This is a genomic window from Shewanella sp. SP2S2-6 (assembly GCF_031931965.1).
Taxonomy (GTDB): Bacteria; Pseudomonadota; Gammaproteobacteria; order Enterobacterales; family Shewanellaceae; genus Shewanella; species Shewanella baltica.
In genome coordinates this window covers 1-18,927 of record NZ_JAUOEQ010000011.1, presented here as the reverse complement: position 1 = coordinate 18,927, position 18,927 = coordinate 1, and the positions used below count along the sequence as shown (strand labels likewise).

The following is an 18,927-nucleotide window of genomic DNA, read 5'->3' as shown; positions in this document are numbered from 1 at the left end:
CCTTAGATAGACAGAGTCTTCACGCGCTTACCACCCCAAATCGCGTTAACGATTGAGCGAGTACCCACGATTGCGGTAAACATGGAAGTCGCAATACCTATCATCAAGGTCACCGCGAAGCCTTTAACAGCGCCTGTACCTACGGCAAACAGAATAAGCGCCGTTAGGAAAGTGGTGATGTTCGCATCGGCGATGGTGGAGAATGCGTTGCCATAACCTTCATGGATGGCCTGCTGGACGCTACGGCCCGCACGTAATTCTTCACGGATACGCTCATAGATCAGCACGTTACCGTCAACCGCCATACCCACAGTCAACACCATACCGGCAATACCCGGTAGGGTTAACACTGCGCCAGGGATCATAGACATTACGCCCACCACCATGACTAAGTTTGCGGTTAGCGCTATGTTGGCGATAAGACCAAAGCCACGGTAGTAAACCAGCATAAAGAGTAAGACAACCGCCATACCCCAAACCATAGCTTGCACACCATTTTGAATGTTTTCAGCACCTAAGCTTGGACCTATGGTACGTTCTTCCACAATCGACACTGGGGCAATCAAGGCACCAGCACGCAGTAATAGCGCGAGGTTTTGTGCTTCACCATGGCTTAAGCCAGTGATCACAAAGTTACGGCCTAAACGCGCTTGAATGGTCGCAACAGAAATCACTTCTTGGATTTTCTGCATCTTAACGCTGCCGTCGGCATTGCGCTCACCACTGTCTTTATATTCGATGAACAATGTCGCCATAGGCTTGCCTATGTTATCTTTGGTCACGTCAGAGAAAATGGTGCCGCCTTTCGCATCAAGGTTGATGCTAACCTGTGGACGACTGTACTGGTCAAAGCTAGGTTGTGCGCCCGTGATATGATCACCGGTCAGCATAACTTCTTTCTTCAATATCACAGTGCCACCTTCGCGGCGCTGGTACACTTCAGAACCCGCTGGTAAACGGCCAGATTGCGCAGCATTAGGATCGGCTTTGTCATCGACCATGTGGAATTCAATCGATGCGGTTGCACCTAAGATTTCCTTGGCGCGAGCCGTATCTTGCACACCTGGCAGTTCAACGATAATGCGCTCGGCGCCTTGACGTTGTACTACAGGCTCAGCCACACCTAACTCGTTTACACGGTTACGAATGGTAGTAATGTTTTGTTGCAGTGCTTCTTCTTTAATCTGCTTAAGATACACGTCACTCATCACAGCTTGCAGGGCAAAATCTTCGCCCTTGCTCACATCGGTGAACACCATATCGTTGCTGCGAGATTTTAGGAAACGTTCGGCACTGGCTAAACTTTCGCCATCACGGAATTTAATCTCGATTCCTTGAGCATTATTGCGAATGCCCGCGTAACGGATTTTTTCTTCACGTAATTGCGAACGGAAATCGGCAATTTTAGCCTCTTCCATTTTGCGAATCGCTTCGCCCATGTCCACTTCCATCAAGAAATGCACACCGCCGCGAAGGTCAAGACCGAGTTTCATTGGGCTACCGCCCATTGACTCAAGCCACTTAGGTGTCGCTGGGGCTAAGTTGAGCGCCACAGTAAACTTGTCGCCTAAGCTGTCAGCAATCACTTCTTTCGCAAGTAGCTGTTGATCCGCATTTTGCACACGGACCAACAACTGACCTTTTTCAAGCTCAGAGCGCTTTACCGCAATGCCCTTACTGGCTAACAGCTCGTTCACACTGGCTTGGGTTGATGCCGTGACTTCAGCACCTCGAGTCGCCACCACTTGCACCGCATGATCTTCACCAAATAGGTTCGGTACGGCATAGAAACAACCTATGGCAATGACGAGCATCACCATAATGTTTTTCCACATTGGGTATTTATTTAACACGCCTGAGCCCTCTTGGCTTACAACGACTGGATAGAGCCCTTAGGCAATACAGCTGCAATATAGTCTTTTTTGATCGTGATTTGTGTTGTGTCGTTTAAGCTCAGTAACACGTAATCGCTTTCGTCGCTGATTTTTGCAATCTTGCCTAAAATCCCACCACTGGTCAGCACTTCATCACCTTTGCCAAGTGAAGACATCAGATTTTTGTGCTCTTTAACGCGTTTTGATTGCGGACGGAAAATCATGAAATAGAAAATCAGGCCGAAAATCGCCAGCATGAAAATCAGTTCCATCGTGCCGCCACCTTGTGGTGCGCCGGCAGCGCTTGCATATGCATTTGAAATAAACATAGTTTTCTCTTCTTATTAGCAAAAAATCAATCGACTAACTCTGGTACTTCGCGACCTTGACTGGTATAGAAGTCCGCCACAAAGGCGTCTAATGTACCCGTCTCAATCGCACCGCGCAAACCTTCCATTAACATTTGATAGTATCTCAAGTTGTGAATGGTGTTTAAACGCGCACCCAGAATCTCATTACAACGATCTAAGTGGTAAAGGTACGCCCGTGAATAATTTTTACAGGTATAACAATCACACTTAGTATCGAGTGGTGACGTGTCATCTCTATGACGCGCATTGCGTATTTTGATCACACCTTCACTCGTAAACAGATGACCGTTGCGGGCATTACGGGTTGGCATTACACAGTCAAACATGTCAACACCACGACGTACCCCTTCAACTAAATCTTCTGGTTTACCGACCCCCATCAGATAGCGAGGTTTGTCAGCAGGTATTTGCGGGCAAATATGCTCAAGAATACGATGCATATCTGCTTTAGGCTCTCCTACGGCCAAACCACCGACGGCATAACCGTCGAAACCGATATCGACTAAGCCTTTTAAGCTTTCGTCGCGTAAATCTTCATACACACCGCCCTGAATAATGCCGAATAGAGAGTTAGGGTTCTCTAAACGGTCAAATTCATCACGCGAACGTTTGGCCCAACGCAGCGACATCTGCATTGACTTACGCGCTTCATCTTCAGTCGCGGGATACGGCGTACATTCGTCAAAAATCATCACCACATCGCTGCCCAATGCATCTTGGATTTGCATTGATTTTTCAGGATCTAAGAAGATTTTCTCGCCATTGATTGGTGAACGGAAATGCACACCTTCTTCGGTGATCTTACGGATATCGCCAAGACTGAATACTTGGAAACCACCCGAATCCGTTAAAATCGGACGCTGCCAGTTCATAAAATCATGCAAGTCACCGTGCTTTCGCATGATTTCTTCGCCTGGGCGCAACCATAAATGGAAAGTGTTACCGAGCAAAATGTCCGCGCCTGTAGCACGTACTTCTTCTGGCGTCATACCTTTAACTGTGCCGTAGGTTCCAACAGGCATAAATGCGGGGGTTTCTACTGTGCCACGGTCAAAAATCAACCGACCACGGCGCGCACGGCCGTCGGTAGTGTCTAATTCAAATTTCATAATTCACCTCGCCAGATAAACAGTCTGACTACATTTTTAATGGCTAATGCCATTTTGATTAACAATAGAGATGGGGACAGCGTTAAAAGGTTCAACCTTTTGACGAAAAAAAGTTGCCGCCCATACTCACTTTGGGCGGCTATTTTAAAACAAAATCTTGGTCTAGTGGGCTTTTTTCGTCACAAACATGGCATCACCATAGCTAAAAAAGCGATATTTTTGCGCGATAGCATGTTGATACGCCGCCATAACATGATCAAAACCGGCAAATGCGCTGACTAACATGATGAGAGTCGATTCGGGCAGATGAAAGTTCGTCACCATGGCATCGACCACTTGGAATTGATAACCAGGATAAATAAAGATATCGGTATCGCCGCTAAAGGCTTTGAGTTCACCTTGGCTGGCGCGCGCCGCACTTTCTAAGGAACGTACAGATGTTGTGCCGACGGCCACGACACGTTTACCCGCCGCTTTGGTTTGCGCGATTAAATCAACCACATCCTGCGGCACATTGGCCCACTCTGAATGCATCTTGTGCTCAAGAATGGTATCGACGCGCACGGGTTGAAAGGTGCCCGCGCCTACATGCAAAGTCACAAACGCGACATTCACACCCTTGGCCTTTAATGCATCGAGCATGGCATCGTCAAAATGTAACCCCGCCGTTGGCGCGGCAACGGCGCCTGGGTTTTGGTTATACACGGTTTGATAACGCTCTTTGTCGGCATCTTCATCGGGTCTGTCGATATAAGGCGGTAGCGGCATATGCCCTACGGCTTCGAGCACCTCTAGAATGGTCAACTCGGATAACAACTCGAGTTCAAATAAGGTATCGTGACGGGCGACCATCTTCATTTGATAGCCACCGTCGAGCAGAATTAACGAATCGACTTTCGGCGATTTAGAGCTGCGAACGTGGGCGAGGATGCGCTTATCATCGAGCATACGCTCAACTAAAATTTCTAACTTACCGCCGCTGGCCTTTTGGCCAAACATACGCGCGGGGATCACTCGGGTATTGTTGAACACCATTAAATCGCCGGGATTAATCATCCCCAGCAGATCGGTAAATTGTTTGTCGCCTAAGGCGCCAGAATTGCCGTCTAAGGTTAACAGACGTGATGCATTACGCTGCGCCATAGGATAACGAGCGATCAGCTCATCGGGGAGATCGAAAGAAAAGTCTGCAACGCGCATGATAGGCCTCTAGATAGCTTAGAACGGCGGCTAGTCTATGGTTAGAGGCCAAGAATATCAAGATTACTTATTGCCAGCGTCCACTTCTTGCTCAGGAACCATAGGTTTGACGCCATCTTGGGGCAAATTGTCATCGGCATCGAATTTAAGCCGTGAACGGCTGAAATCATCCATGCTAAAACGGTGTTGTTCAAAGGGGATTTCTACCAGCACTTTTTTGCGCTTCGGCTGCTCGTCTCTACCAAGCATTTTGGTGAACCAGTTCCACATCATCCATGATCCTAAAAAGTGAAAAAATACTGCATTTTTGGCTTCCGCGCTTTCCTAAGCGCGCTTGTGCATGATACCGTGAACCGACGTGGTTAACCAAGCGCAAAATATGAACTTTCTTACACACTTACATCTCGCCGACATCAGTAAAACACACCTTGCCGCCAATGTGGCGGGTAACTATATTCAAGCGCCAGTTGCACAAGCTCCAATTGAGTTACGCCAAGCGTTATGGCTAAACCAAGAGATTAATAATCTCTGCGCCAGCCACGAACTCACGATTGAATTAATGGAAGCTTTCCCTGCGCCCTTAAGAAGCATAGCAGCAGAACTCATGGCCGTGAGTTTCGATCACTATTTAGCTTATTATTGGGAAGAATATCATCACCAACCCTTGGATGAATTTAGCAGCAAGGCCTATGACGCGTTAGATACTTTCGCCGCCCAAGGGGTAGACCCATACCATCCTGAGGCACTATTGAAACTCTTGCCCGCCATGCGTAGCGCTGATTGGCTAGGCAGCTACACCACGGAAAAAGGCTTACAACACGCCTTAGCACAAGTGGCAAAACAGCATCCGCAAGCCGCACTGTTTAAAGATGCCCACAAAGTCGTCAATAAAATGCAGATAGAAATCGAAACCGCGTTCCGCACTTTTTATCCGCAGCTGATGGCTTATACCCGTATTTGGAGCCGTAAGACGCCTGCAGAATATTTGCCCTCCCCCCTCTCGCAATAAGCGAGCATGAGATTATGCTGTGTGCCTGCGTAAATTTTGCTAGTATGGCCGCGCAAAAATGAGGACAAAATGCAGATATTTGATTACCAGCCCCCAGCAGTTCCTTGGTTAGACATCCGCTATAAAGATAGAGATCTGATTATCATCAATAAACCTTCGGGATTATTATCTAATCCGGGTCGAGCTGCTCACACCTTCGATTGCGCGTTAACCCGCTTACAAAGCCTTTATCCAGAAACGATTTTAGTGCATAGGCTCGACTGCGCGACCTCGGGCATTATGGTGTTTGCCCGTAATAAAAAAGCGGAGTCGCATTTAAAAACACAGTTTCAAGATAGGCAGAGTAAGAAAGTCTATATTGCCGAAGTGATGGGACATGTGCTGCAAGAACAGGGGATTATTGACCTCGCGATAGTGCCGGACACTGAACATCCGCCCTATCAAAAAACGCTACAGGCGGGAGATACTGGCGGCAAAAGCGCCCTCACTCACTACCGTGTATTAGAGCGCCGAGAAAACAGCACCTTAGTCGAGCTTTCGCCAGAAACAGGCCGCACCCATCAATTGCGTGTGCATATGCTTGCCCTAGGCCATGCGATTTTGGGTGATGAGTTTTATGGTGATGCCGAGGTTATCAAGGCCAGACCGCGTTTATGTTTACATGCACAAAGCTTAAGTTTGACCCATCCCTATTCGGCTAAACCGCTGTTTTTTAGCAGCAAACATCCATTTACTGAATAACTTAAGCCACTCGCTACAATTCCATAAAAGCAAAAGGTCGCGACTTAGCACTGAGCTAAAATGCGACCTTAGTTATTTACGGATTCGACTGTCGTCGTTTAAGCGACACGTATACCTTGACCAAAATCGACATCAGCCGCTAATTTTTCTGCTTGGAAATAACAGCCCTGCTCATTACAAAATTGTAATTGCTGCGACGATGTCACGATAAAGAATTCACCGAAAAAATTGCCGCCAACATCTTCCAGCTTATGGCCCTCAGGAGTTTGCGTCATATAGACTTCATCTAAACTATGGCAGCCATCACTAAACCAAGTTTCTAAAAAATATTTATCGTCTTCTTTATAGAGGGTAATTTTGTCACCCAGTAAAGGACGCCCATCTAACCAACGACCTATAATTTCACGATTTTGCATATCTGTCTCCCGCCAATGAAGGCGACGGCGTTTTTCGATCCCAGACATCCTGATATCCTTATGCAATACCCAATCACCTAAAGTGAATGTCAGTTGTGGTAGTACATTAAGCATAGAACCCATTTAACTCTTTACTCCCCACAGCAGCAAATTACTTCAAATCGCCCGTCAAATGTAACTTTTTGGTTAATTTAAATTTGCTAAATATTTAAAATATAAAAGATAAATACCTTTGACTAATTAATCGGCAGTGTAGCTCAATCTACAAATAAAAACGCGATCTTTATCACTATTTACTTATCGCTAAAGTAAAGGCAGCTAAAAGACTTATCTAGCGAGCTGAATGAGCTTGTTACATCTTTTATTGCTAATTTGAATGGGGTTTCTGATATAACCCATAGGTGAATTACCGTACAAATCAGACCAAGTGATATTTCAATATCCCTACAAAACAAAAATAAAGCAGGAAGCGCTATGCATAACATTCATCGTCGTAATTTTCTTAAGGCCGCAGGTGCCGCCACAGCAGGACTCGTTACTGCCAATATTGCTCTCAATGCCTACGCCAGTAGCGTCGCCCCTAAACCGCAAGCCGGTAAATCCGTTATCGGACTCATAGCGCCTGAGATGGACGTGGTTCGAGTCGGCTTTATCGGTGTTGGCGAGCGGGGGTTTAGCCATGTCGAGCAATTCTGTCATTTAGAGGGCGTTGAACTCAAAGCCATTTGTGATACCCATCAAGCGGTACTCGACAGAGCCGTAGATCATATCGTTAAACAGAATCGGCCCAAACCGGCTGTCTATACTGGTAATGATCTGAGCTATCGCGATTTGCTGAGCCGCGATGATATCGATATTGTGATTATTTCGACCCCGTGGGAATGGCACGCGCCTATGGCAATCGAAACCATGGAGAGCGGCAAACATGCCTTTGTTGAGGTGCCAATGGCGCTCACGGTTGAGGAGTGCTGGCAAGTTGTCGATACCGCTGAGCGCACTCAGAAAAACTGCATGATGATGGAGAACGTCAACTACGGCCGCGAAGAACTGATGGTGCTCAACATGGTGCGCCAAGGCGTATTTGGTGAGCTACTCCACGGCGAAGCCGCTTATATCCATGAGCTACGCTGGCAGATGAAGGAGATCGATCATAAGACAGGCTCATGGCGGACTTACTGGCATACCAAACGTAACGGCAACTTATACCCAACCCACGGTTTAGGGCCAGTCTCCCAGTATATGAACATTAACCGCGGTGACCGATTTGATTATCTTACCTCGATGAGTTCTCCTGCCCTTGGCCGTGCACTTTATGCTAAGCGTGAATTCCCCGCCGATCATGAGCGTAATCAGCTCAAGTACATCAATGGGGATATCAATACCAGCCTGATTAAAACCGTTAAGGGCCGAACCATCATGGTCCAGCATGACACGACGACCCCAAGACCTTACAGTCGCCATAATTTGATCCAAGGGACAAATGGCGTGTTTGCTGGCTTCCCGAATCGGATCGCCGTCGAAAATGGTGGCTTTGGTCAAAGTTACCACGAGTGGGATATGGACATGCAAAAGTGGTACGACAAATACGATCACCCACTGTGGCAGCGCATAGGAAAAGAGGCTGAAATTAACGGCGGCCACGGCGGCATGGACTTTGTGATGCTATGGCGCATGATTTATTGCCTACGCAATGGTGAGGCTTTAGATCAGGATGTGTACGATGGTGCATCTTGGTCGGTGGTGAATATCTTAAGTGAACATTCAATCAATGACCGCAGTAACTCAGTCACCTTCCCTGATTTTACCCGCGGCGCGTGGCAAACCGCCAAACCATTAGGGATTATCGGCGCTTAAGCTGCGGCTTTCGCCAAGTTCACTATTTGGCACCGCCACCATAAGGATAAGTGCCTCGGCCTTATCCTTTTTCTTATTCAATTAAGCCTTGAGATGACCCGCGCCATTAGCAACAAGCCATCTGCCATAAGCACTTAGCGGTAAGAAACTCGCGACAATAAATTCACCATAAGAAACTCACTACAAGCGCTAGTAGTAGCCGATTTCTCTGATTTTCAATGAAAAGTCGCCACTTTGCTGGGCGCCAATCACTAACCCTAAGCTGCACAACTGACTCAATACTATATTCGGACGGGAAATGGGTTTACCCCGACATTGGGGCTTAAAATCACTGAAGGGAATTTCAATCCGCTGCCAATTCAATACTCTGGCACTACTCACACCAAAGGTTTGGTGAGTTGACGTGGGCATAGGCGCTTGATATACCGTACTTTGCGGTGTGTCGACATCCTTTAAATTCACTTTATAGTCTTTAGTTCGGTCGTCATCGAGTTCGAGGTAAATCCCAGTAAATTCACTGACATCTATGGGGCTAAACTCACAGCGCACTGAGGCAAACCCGCCGCCATTTGCCAGCGACACATGGCCACTAAACTCACCATAACCTAAAGGTGAAACCGTCATTTTACTGCGGGACAAACCGCCCATCACAGTGTCATTTATTCCATACCAGGGCTTTGCAGCATCTAGTACGCTAAAATCAAAAAAGATCATAACGACTCCCATAAAAAAAGCAGCCACCTAAGTGACTGCTTCCATAATACTTTTCGATACGAATAACAGCACTCGTTAACTCAGTTTAGCTTTATTCTCAGCGGCTTCACAAGCGGCAGCGGTAAAGATAACGTCAGTTGAGCTGTTCAGTGCAGTTTCGGCTGCATCTTGAACCACACCAATAATAAAGCCAACAGCAACCACTTGCATGGCAACATCGTTAGAAATACCAAACAAGCTACAAGCCAGTGGGATCAATAATAATGAACCACCCGCCACACCCGATGCGCCGCAAGCTGAAACAGCAGCAACAACACTCAGTAACAAGGCGGTCAGTAAATCGACTTGAATGCCTAAGGTATGCGCCGCAGCTAAGGTCAATACGGTAATAGTGATCGCCGCGCCGCCCATGTTAATAGTGGCACCTAAGGGAATAGAAACGGAATAAGTGTCTTCATGCAGCTTTAACTTTTCACACAGCGCCATATTCACCGGAATGTTTGCCGCGCTCGAGCGAGTAAAAAACGCCGTTACACCACTTTCACGCAAGCATTGAAATACCAGCGGATACGGATTACGTTTAATCTTCACGTACACAATCAATGGATTAACGACTAAAGCAATAATAGCCATCGCACCTAATAGCACGGCCAATAACTGGGCATAGCCTGCAATCGCCGCAAAACCGGTTTCGGCAAATGTCGCCGCAACGAGACCAAAAATACCGATAGGCGCTAAACGGATAATAAAGCGCACCATTTGTGAAATACCGTGGCTCATATCGGCAAACACTTGCTTAGTCGAATCGGTAGCATGATGTAAGGCTAAACCTAAGCCCACACCCCAAGCGAGAATACCAATATAGTTGCCCGTCATTAACGCATTCACCGGATTATCAACCAGTTTGAATAACAAGGTATGGATGACTTCACCTATGCCCTGTGGTGGGCTGGTGCCTTCCACGCCGGCAACTAAGACTAAATTAGTCGGGAAAATTGAACTCAGGAGCACTGCGGTTAATGCGGCCGCAAAAGTGCCGAATAAGTACAGCACCACAATGGGACGCATATTGGTTTGGGTATTCTTCTTTTGGTTGGCAATCGATGACGCCACTAAGATAAATACTAAGATGGGAGCAATCGCTTTCAATGCCCCAACGAATAAACTGCCTAAGAAGGCGATATCTTTCGCGCTACTCGGTGAAAAACTGGCTAAGACCACACCAGCGATGATCCCCAAAAAGATTTGTATTACGAGACTGCCATTAGCCAACTTAGCTAACAATGATGATTCTTGTTTCATGGTTTAACCTATCGTTATTATATTTCGGTTGAGATCCCCAACGCGCACCTTCGGAAATGAGGCCAATAAGGTTTTTATAGGATGTGACTGGACTTGTCTAGTTTTGCGGGGAAATAAGCTAACTAAATTACCCTAGCCCCGCAAAAAGCATACAAAAAACTAACAAGCGCCAGATTAGCGCTTATCTAAGGCGAGATCGGCACCGCGTAACATGGCATCGATTAACTCGTGGGCATCGAACTTAGTTAGTGCTTCATTCGCCCCAACTTGATGGGCCTGACTCACGCTAATTTCGCTGGATAAAGAAGTGTGTAAAATAATGTAGGCCTTGGCAGTCAGTGGATTATCACGCACTTCAAAAGCCAATTCGTAACCATCCAGTCCCGGCATCTCGATATCACTCACCAAAATATCTATCGGGTGATGTTCCAGTGCCGCTTGCTCCATCATGACTAGCGCTTCTTTGCCGTCGGCGGTGACTCGATAAGGAATGTTAATCATATCAAGGGCGTCGGATAACTGCTTACGTGCCACCTTAGAATCATCCACTAAAAGAATATTCATAGGTTTGAGTTTTTCACGTTGTACGTCGGTCAAAATAGCCCGATTCGCCTGCGGGTTATCGGGAAAGATTTTCGACAATAACAGTTCAACGTCGAGCAACTGTACCAGTTGGTCCTCGAAACGTGTCACGCCGGTCAAATAGGCATTTTTACCCAAACTAGACGATGGTGCTTCAATATCACGCCAGTTGCATTCGATAATCTTATCGATACCACGTACTAAGAAACCAATGATCATCCGCTGACAATCCGTGATGATGATGTAGCACTTTTCACGCTCTTCTGGGGCAATCGGCCGATAACCAATCGCCGCCGCCATATCTATGATAGGAATCGTATGACCACGGATAGTTGAAGCACCCAGAATCGTCGGATGAGATTGAGGGATTTTACTGAGACGTGTGTACGGCACCAGCTCACGCACTTTCAACGTGCCTAAGGCAAACACTTGAGTCTGTGATAACCGAAACAGTAGTAATCCCTGTGACTGACTTGCCTTACTTTTCATAATTAGATAGATAACTCACTAAAACCAACCTGCGGATAGCTTAACCTTAACACAGTAAAAATTTGATGACTAAGGTCAAACGAATGAAACTATTATGCCTATTAATGAATAGGTTCGACTCTAAGTCGCCTAAAAAAGGCTTAGTCTTGTAATGCGTACAAAACGTCAAAGGCGAATTGATCCCAACCATCTGCAGTAAAGGCGATATCGCGAATACTGCGAACTTGGCTGACAGCGTGTAATGGCGCAGCACCATTGACCATCAAGTAATAGGCCATGATGAGACTGGTGCGATCCTTACCCGAGCGACAATGGATCACCACAGGTAAGCCATCGGCTTCACACTGTTGGATAAAAGCTAATGCCTTGGGCAATTGAGCGACACAAATCGCCACATCCCCATCTTGGGGCGGCACATTGCGCGAAAAGGGAATACATTCGTAACGTAAATCGAGCTTTTTAAAGGTGCTAGGCTCACAGCCTTCGCCCCCATTGACCGACAGGATGGCACCAATACCGGCCTCTTTAAGCGCCTGCAAATCCCAAGGATCTTTATTGGGACCACTGCGCCCTGCGACTTTACCTTCAACTAACCAGAATAAGTGTTGCATAAACCTTACCTACGACAAGTGAGATGACAAGGGACGTCAGAGATAAGCTAAGAATAGCTTGTTTCCAACGACTTAAGATTTTTTACCCCAAAATTCAGCATTGGCAGGTGGTAACTGTTTACGTTTTTTTTTACCCGTACCTTCGGGCTTGGCGACAGGTTTAGCTTGTTCTAACAGTTCGGCTGGCATTTCGTCATCAGCTTCAAAACCGACAATTTGCTCACGCACTAACTTAAGCTTGTTCTTTTTCTCTATCACGCCAAAGTGGTGATAATCCTCATGGGAAATCAAGGTCACAGCTAAGCCTGCTTCACCGGCGCGGCCACTACGGCCAATGCGATGCATATAATCCGCAGGGCTTCTTGGTAAATCAAAGTTGATCACCACAGGCAGTTTATCGATATCGATACCACGGGCGGCAATGTCAGTGGCGATTAACACACTGATCTCACCATTTTTAAACCCATCGAGCACCCGAGTCCGTGCGCCTTGGGCTTTATCGCCATGGAAGACTTCGGCACTGATCCCACGTTTAGACAACTTTTGCGCTAAGTGATTACAGGTATTTTTGGCGCTCACAAAAATCAACGCCTGTGACCACTGATGTTCTTTAATCAGATGCGCCAATAATGCGGTTTTCATCGGACGATTAACGGTGATCACCCGCTGATGAATCGTGCTTTCTTGTTCACTTTGGAATTGGTATTCAAGCGGATCATTCAGCAATTTTGCCGTTAATTCACGGACTTCTTCTGGAAATGTCGCTGAGAATAATAAGGTTTGTTTCTTGGCGGGCAACGCGTCGAGCACTTGGGCTAATTCTTCTGTAAAACCAAGGCTTAACATACGGTCAGCTTCATCGAGCACTAAGGCGCTAACGCGGTTAAGTTTGATGGCATTGCTGGACAACAGATCTAACAAACGACCCGGCGTTGCCACTAATACATCAGCACCAGCGCGTAGGCTCTGCATTTGCGCATTGACTGACACACCGCCAAACGCGGCGACAATTTTTAGCTTGCCATTCAAATGCGAGGCATAGGACAGAAAGCTGTCTGCGACTTGTTGGGCTAATTCACGGGTGGGTACTAAGACCAAACAACGAACATAAGCGCCTGTCTTATGGTCTGTTTTTGCTTCAACAAGTTGCTGCAACAGCGGCACGGCAAAGGCTGCCGTTTTACCCGAGCCCGTATTGGCGCCGGCTAACACATCCCGCCCAGCGAGCACAGCGGGAATCGTCGCCGCCTGTACTGGTGTGGGCGAAACATACGCTAATTCGGTTAGTCGATTTAGCAAAGGTGCAATAATGCCGAGTTGGGCAAAGCTTGCTGCAGAGGAAGAAGCCTGAGTCATAGAAAGTTTAACTGCTCACCAATATCTTAATAGGCGGCTATTCTAGCTTAAATATCGAGGCAGTGCTTGTCAGTTTCCAGCGTTAACAACTGCTGTTTCATCGCAAGCCCGTAGGCGTAACCCGTTAACTTGCCATTTTTGCCTATCACTCTATGGCAAGGCACGATAATCGCGATTGGATTGGCGCCATTGGCCGCGCCCACGGCGCGCACTGCCTTAGGCCGACCGATTTGCTCGGCAATCTGCCCATAACTGCAGCTCTGGCCGTAATCTAGATTGAGCAAGGCTTGCCATACGTCGCGCTGAAATTCAGTGCCCTTGGGCGCGAGTTTTAAATCAAATTCAACCCGCTCACCCGCAAAGTAATCCGCGAGCTGCGTCTGAGTTTCGCGAATATGCGCCTTAGCTTGATTGAGGGCATCCTCACTCGCCTTGGCAAGCACAACCTCAGTGCGATCCGAGCCGACAACGGTTAAATGGCTCAGCCCATAGGCATTGGCATTTAACTGTAATATTCCGGCAGGACTGATAAACGTATCCACGGCGCAGGGTTGATATTCTGCAATGCTTGGCGCTTGGCTCAATTGACGAATTGCATGTTTCATAATCTGTCTCTTCGTTTGCTCTTTGTTTGCTCTTTGTTTGATCTTAATTTGGTACTTAACTGAACTGCTAACTCATCTTTTTAAACTGGCAGTTCAATATGAGGCGGCTTGATGGTTATTGATGCCAAAGCTGAAAGGTTAAGTAACTGCCCCACGGGGCAATTTGTTGACTCAGCTGCTCGCACAATTTGGGATAGCTCACTGCTGCGGCTGCCGTTTCATCTAACTTATTGTTCTTGATATATAAGGCCAATAAATGCTTTTTAACAATCAAATCCGAATGTAAAAACACGTTTGGATCGCCCAAGCCACGAAGCTTAGCATACGCTATCGTCCAAGGACCTATGCCTTTAACGCTAAGCCAATCATCGACACTTGCCTCTGGATGTTCGCAGATAAACGCCGCGAGCGCATTGAGCGCTAATTTACGGGCGCCCGGCATTTTAAGCTCAGTTAAACTCGCCTCACGAATCGCCTCGGGTGTTGGGAATAATCGATACTCGCGGCCATTGAGACTAAAACACTCGCCATAGGCTTCAACCAATATATTCAGTAGCTTAGTCGCCTGCACGACCGTCACTTGCTGACCCAAGATGGCGCGGCAAACCGCTTCAAACAAAGATCCTGCGCCAGGAATGCGCAATCCCGAAAACGGCATTAAACCTAAACTCGGCAGCGTACTTAAACCTTGCTCAATCTGCTGCATATCCGCATCGAGATCTAAAATACGTCGCACCTCAGTGACTAGCAATTGCAGCTCATCGACAGCGGAATCTTCGGTCAAAGCAATCGCAAGTTTGAAGCGATTCAGCTTAGGCTCATGGATAATTTGCACTGTGCCGCGCATCTTGCCTATGGCAAAACAGCGACCATATTCGAGCCCGTTATCGTCAGCATTGGCTTCAGCGGCAAGGTTCGCTTCATCTGCAACCTGAACAGCATCACTCGCTTGTGGATGACTCATTTGCGGCGTGAACCACTCCATCCCCGTCACCGCACGTAAGCGATAAAATGCCAGCTGCGATGCCCAATCTAATGGGGGTCGATAGTATTGATATAGGGTTAATCCATAGTGCGGCACAAATTCACCCATAGTATCAATTTCACCTAATCCTGTTGTTCGTCCAACAACATGCTCCTTTGACGCCTTGGTTAACGCGGTCTTTCTTAATTGAGTTGGCGTCAATTGTAAAGTTTGCTTAAATGCCTCATTGAAACGGCGAATACTATTGAAACCCGCAGCCAGCGCGACTTGGGTGATAGGTAATTGGGTTTGATGTAGCAGTTGTTTTGCAAACAGTAACTGCCTGTATAAGGCATATTGTTTAGGCGAAGTGCCAAAACCTTCGGTAAAGAGCTTATTAAGATAACGACTACTGATCCCTAATCTGTCAGCCAATTGTGTCACAGTCGACGCTGGCTCTCCCGATGATTTCCCCGCTAAGGCACCCGCTTCAATTAAACTAATGGCCCTCGCCAACGTTGTGCCAGTGCCTTTCCACGGATTTGAACCTGGCGCACTGTCGGGCCGACAACGCAAACACGGGCGCAATCCCGCCTGTGCGGCTTTCACGGCCGAATCAAAATAACGCACATTCTGCTCTTTTGGCGCGACGGCGGGACACACGGTACGGCAATAAATGCCCGTCGTTAATACCCCCACAAAAAACTTACCATCAAAACGCGGATCGCGGCTCATCCTAGCCTCACGGCAAATGGACGCAGAAAGTAGCCCAGCACTTGACTCCAGTGAATGCACTGAGTCTATTTCATCACGCTTAATCGCACTCTCAGACGCTCTATCTGTACTCATTTTTCACTACGCCCGACAATATTCGCTCACAATTAATTTCTTGTTCATTACTTTACGTAAAACTAGCATGTAGCACTAGCGGAAAACGGAACTCAATCATTTCAATGCTTTTAGGGAATGAAATCCTATATGCTATACGCGACTATTTTTTATCTCACCATAGAGTTAATTCATGTTTAAACGATTTGAATCTTGGGTTGAAGCCCTCCCCGATGATGAACCGACTAAGCCACCCACAGGGGTTTATGCTTTTTGCCGCCACTACACTAAAGGCTACGAACTGCCGCTGATCTTAATGTCAGTGCTGACCGCTTTGCTGGCGATGCTTGAAGTGTCCCTGTTCGGATTTATGGGCCAATTAGTGGATTGGCTTGTGAAAAAAAATCCAGAAACCTTATTTCAAGACGAAGGCACGACCTTAATGCTGATGGGGGGCATGGTGCTGATTGTGATGCCAATCTTGGTATTACTGCATGCGCTTATCATGCATCAAACCTTGCTCGGCAATTATCCTATGTCGATCCGTTGGCTCGCACATCGCTATTTGCTAAAGCAAAGTGTGTCATTTTATCAAGATGACTTTGCTGGCCGAATCGCCACCAAAGTCATGCAAACCTCCCTAGCCGTGCGCGAAACTGTGATGAAATTACTCGATGTATTGGTATACATTCTCGTGTATTTCACTTCTATGTTAGTGATGATCGCCAGCGCAGATCTGCGCTTAGTCATACCTATGCTCATCTGGCTTGCACTGTATGTTGGGCTGCAATGGTACTTTGTACCTAGGCTGAAAAGAGTCTCTACCGAACAAGCCGATGCGCGCTCGACCATGACAGGCCGTATTGTCGACAGTTATACCAACATCACCACAGTGAAACTATTTGCCCACACGCAAAAAGAAGCCGAATACGCCAAATCCAGTATGCGGATATTCTTAGACACGGTTTATCGCCAGATGCGCTTAGTAACGGGCATCAGTGTCAGCGTGCAAATTATCAACTATATACTCGCATTCAGCATTGCCGCTGTATCGATAGCTCTGTGGACTGATAATGCAATCACGGTAGGCGCCATAGCCATTGCGGTCAGTTTAGCACTGCGCTTAAACGGCATGTCACAATGGATCATGTGGGAAATCAGTTCGTTATTTGAAAATATCGGCACTGTCACCGATGGGATGAACACCTTATCGAAAACAACGATCATCCAAGATGAGCCAAACGCCAAGCCGTTGGTCGTCAATCAGGGTAAGATTGATTTCAACCAAGTGTGTTTCCATTACGGCGAGCAGACTGGGGTGATTGAAGATCTGAATCTGAATATTAAGGCAGGTGAAAAAGTTGGCTTAGTGGGACGTTCTGGTGCGGGTAAGTCGACCTTAGTGAATCTGTTAATGCGTTTCTACGATGTCGAGAAAGGTCAGATTAATATTGACGATCAAGACATTAAGACGGTTATGCAGGATTCACTGCGCTCGCAAATCGGTATGGTGACCCAAGATACATCACTGTTGCACCGCACCATCCGCGAGAATATTCTTTACGGCAATCCAACGGCCAGTGAAGAGCAGCTCGATAGCGCCATTAAACAAGCTCAAGCCAATGACTTTATTAAGGATCTAAGTGACCCTCACGGTAATCATGGCTTAGATGCCCAAGTCGGTGAACGTGGTGTAAAACTTTCTGGGGGCCAAAGACAGCGTATCGCTATCGCGCGGGTTTTATTAAAAAATGCGCCGATTTTGCTGCTTGATGAAGCCACTTCAGCGCTTGATTCCGAAGTCGAAGCCGCCATTCAAGAAAGTTTATATGAGTTAATGCAAGGCAAGACAGTGATTGCAATTGCTCATCGACTTTCGACCATTGCCGCAATGGACAGGCTAATCGTGTTAGATCAAGGCCGAGTCGTCGAACAAGGCACGCATCAAGAACTTATTGCCGCTGGCGGTATTTATGCTCAGCTATGGGCACACCAAACCGGTGGATTCTTAGGTGTAGACTAAATTAAAAGTTAAATGACGAAAGGCGACACTCAGCAATGAGTGTCGCCTTTTTTATCTCAAGTAAGTCTCCGCCTAATTCTGCCCTCTTCCCGCAAAGCTTCACTCTTACACCGCCCTCATATTCACCGCAACGATACGCTATTCAGCTATTACAATAGCTACCGTAAGAACGGTTCACTTCAAATTGCGATCGTTTAGCGATTGGAAGCATGAGATAAATCGCGATTAACGGTTCAACTTATCAGTATTGAAAGTAGCAGCATTCAAAGTGCCAACACACTCAATAATCCGAAAGGTGAGTTTTAACCATGGGCTAGTACAAGGTTAAGCAGAAAAACACTTAAATAATTCTTATCACACGATTGAACAGAATGACTTCAGCGCACTAAGTATGTCTCTCGAAGCATCATTTATCTTAATGTGGATGGTTTGATTGGTGGGTAAATTCGGAATCGGCAAATAACTCGACGCGTATGACTCATAAATGAATCGGGGAGATCTCGATTTAATATTCAAAATTCAGACACAAAAAAACCACCTTGAGGTGGTTTATTGTCTTTAACCAAAGTTTCGATAAACCTTGATTAAAATTGGTATCCCCTAGGGGATTCGAACCCCTGTTACCGCCGTGAAAGGGCGGTGTCCTAGGCCTCTAGACGAAGGGGACCCGGACATATTAATTTGAACGTATTGTTCCCGTTTAACATCTACGGTGTCCTAGGCACTCTCTTCTAAAAAATGAAGGGGATCCAGACTTATGATTTAACTCGTAACCGAGCTTTGTAACACATTCACTTCAGTAGGCTAGGAAGTAAATGCTTTGTTCTTACCAAACAACTCGTTAGTTATTTGCTAGGAACCACTCTCTATAAAAAATAG

Annotated in this window: 17 protein-coding genes and 1 tRNA gene; 4 read left to right on the top strand and 14 right to left on the bottom strand. The window is 46.7% G+C overall.

What is annotated here, in order from left to right:
• Positions 1–2: 2 nt before the first annotated feature.
• From secD to Q4Q57_RS09945, 5 genes are all read right to left on the bottom strand, one after another.
• Complete coding sequence (gene secD / locus Q4Q57_RS09965; RefSeq protein ID WP_311890727.1) at positions 3–1,853, bottom strand: protein translocase subunit SecD; 1,851 nt, start codon at positions 1,851–1,853, stop codon at positions 3–5.
• A 17-nt stretch (positions 1,854–1,870) separates the two neighbouring features.
• Positions 1,871–2,203 carry a preprotein translocase subunit YajC gene (yajC, locus tag Q4Q57_RS09960; protein ID WP_007649452.1) on the bottom strand — a complete coding sequence of 111 codons (333 nt, stop codon included), beginning with the start codon at positions 2,201–2,203 and terminating at the stop codon, positions 1,871–1,873.
• A 26-nt stretch (positions 2,204–2,229) separates the two neighbouring features.
• Positions 2,230–3,354 (bottom strand): tRNA guanosine(34) transglycosylase Tgt, encoded by a 1,125-nt coding sequence (gene tgt / locus Q4Q57_RS09955; protein WP_106650965.1) that lies wholly within the window; start codon positions 3,352–3,354, stop codon positions 2,230–2,232.
• Between the two features lie 162 nt (positions 3,355–3,516).
• A complete protein-coding gene (queA, locus tag Q4Q57_RS09950) occupies positions 3,517–4,554 on the bottom strand; it encodes a tRNA preQ1(34) S-adenosylmethionine ribosyltransferase-isomerase QueA (protein WP_311890726.1) in 1,038 nt (345 codons plus the stop codon).
• A 63-nt stretch (positions 4,555–4,617) separates the two neighbouring features.
• A complete protein-coding gene (locus tag Q4Q57_RS09945) occupies positions 4,618–4,827 on the bottom strand; it encodes a hypothetical protein (protein ID WP_311890725.1) in 210 nt (69 codons plus the stop codon).
• 106 nt (positions 4,828–4,933) lie between these two features.
• On the opposite strand from Q4Q57_RS09945, the gene Q4Q57_RS09940 reads away from it, so the two are divergent.
• The gene (locus Q4Q57_RS09940) at positions 4,934–5,563 is read left to right on the top strand and encodes an acyl carrier protein phosphodiesterase (protein WP_311890724.1); all 630 of its coding nucleotides are present in this window, start codon (positions 4,934–4,936) and stop codon (positions 5,561–5,563) included.
• 69 nt (positions 5,564–5,632) lie between these two features.
• A complete protein-coding gene (locus Q4Q57_RS09935; RefSeq protein WP_311890723.1) occupies positions 5,633–6,304 on the top strand; it encodes a pseudouridine synthase in 672 nt (223 codons plus the stop codon).
• A gap of 98 nt (positions 6,305–6,402) precedes the next feature.
• Here Q4Q57_RS09935 and Q4Q57_RS09930 read toward each other — a convergent pair whose 3' ends face one another.
• Complete coding sequence (locus Q4Q57_RS09930) at positions 6,403–6,843, bottom strand: hypothetical protein (protein ID WP_131523165.1); 441 nt, start codon at positions 6,841–6,843, stop codon at positions 6,403–6,405.
• Between the two features lie 351 nt (positions 6,844–7,194).
• Between Q4Q57_RS09930 and Q4Q57_RS09925 the strand changes: the two genes are divergently transcribed.
• On the top strand, positions 7,195–8,574 hold the full coding sequence (locus tag Q4Q57_RS09925; RefSeq protein WP_311890722.1) for a Gfo/Idh/MocA family oxidoreductase: 1,380 nt from the start codon (positions 7,195–7,197) through the stop codon (positions 8,572–8,574).
• A gap of 189 nt (positions 8,575–8,763) precedes the next feature.
• Here the strand turns inward: Q4Q57_RS09925 and Q4Q57_RS09920 are convergent, their stop codons facing one another.
• From Q4Q57_RS09920 to Q4Q57_RS09890, 7 genes are all read right to left on the bottom strand, one after another.
• A complete protein-coding gene (locus Q4Q57_RS09920; protein ID WP_311890721.1) occupies positions 8,764–9,288 on the bottom strand; it encodes a CIA30 family protein in 525 nt (174 codons plus the stop codon).
• A gap of 75 nt (positions 9,289–9,363) precedes the next feature.
• Positions 9,364–10,590 (bottom strand): serine/threonine transporter SstT, encoded by a 1,227-nt coding sequence (gene sstT, locus Q4Q57_RS09915; protein WP_006082286.1) that lies wholly within the window; start codon positions 10,588–10,590, stop codon positions 9,364–9,366.
• A 174-nt stretch (positions 10,591–10,764) separates the two neighbouring features.
• Positions 10,765–11,661, bottom strand: coding sequence for a chemotaxis protein CheV (locus Q4Q57_RS09910; protein WP_006085504.1), 897 nt, complete (start codon positions 11,659–11,661; stop codon positions 10,765–10,767).
• A 140-nt stretch (positions 11,662–11,801) separates the two neighbouring features.
• A complete protein-coding gene (locus Q4Q57_RS09905) occupies positions 11,802–12,272 on the bottom strand; it encodes a dual specificity protein phosphatase family protein (RefSeq protein ID WP_006082288.1) in 471 nt (156 codons plus the stop codon).
• A gap of 72 nt (positions 12,273–12,344) precedes the next feature.
• Complete coding sequence (locus Q4Q57_RS09900) at positions 12,345–13,628, bottom strand: DEAD/DEAH box helicase (RefSeq protein WP_311890720.1); 1,284 nt, start codon at positions 13,626–13,628, stop codon at positions 12,345–12,347.
• Positions 13,629–13,675: 47 nt separating this feature from the next.
• A complete protein-coding gene (locus Q4Q57_RS09895) occupies positions 13,676–14,233 on the bottom strand; it encodes a methylated-DNA--[protein]-cysteine S-methyltransferase (RefSeq protein ID WP_311890719.1) in 558 nt (185 codons plus the stop codon).
• Positions 14,234–14,348: 115 nt separating this feature from the next.
• Positions 14,349–16,046: an Ada metal-binding domain-containing protein gene (locus Q4Q57_RS09890; RefSeq protein ID WP_311890718.1), complete on the bottom strand. Its 1,698-nt coding sequence runs from the start codon at positions 16,044–16,046 to the stop codon at positions 14,349–14,351.
• 172 nt (positions 16,047–16,218) lie between these two features.
• Here Q4Q57_RS09890 and Q4Q57_RS09885 point away from each other — a divergent pair, with 172 nt between their 5' ends.
• Positions 16,219–18,048 carry an ABC transporter ATP-binding protein gene (locus Q4Q57_RS09885; RefSeq protein WP_311890717.1) on the top strand — a complete coding sequence of 610 codons (1,830 nt, stop codon included), beginning with the start codon at positions 16,219–16,221 and terminating at the stop codon, positions 18,046–18,048.
• Between the two features lie 591 nt (positions 18,049–18,639).
• Here the strand turns inward: Q4Q57_RS09885 and Q4Q57_RS09880 are convergent.
• A tRNA-Glu gene (locus Q4Q57_RS09880) sits at positions 18,640–18,715 on the bottom strand.
• Between the last annotated feature and the right edge of the window lie 212 nt (positions 18,716–18,927).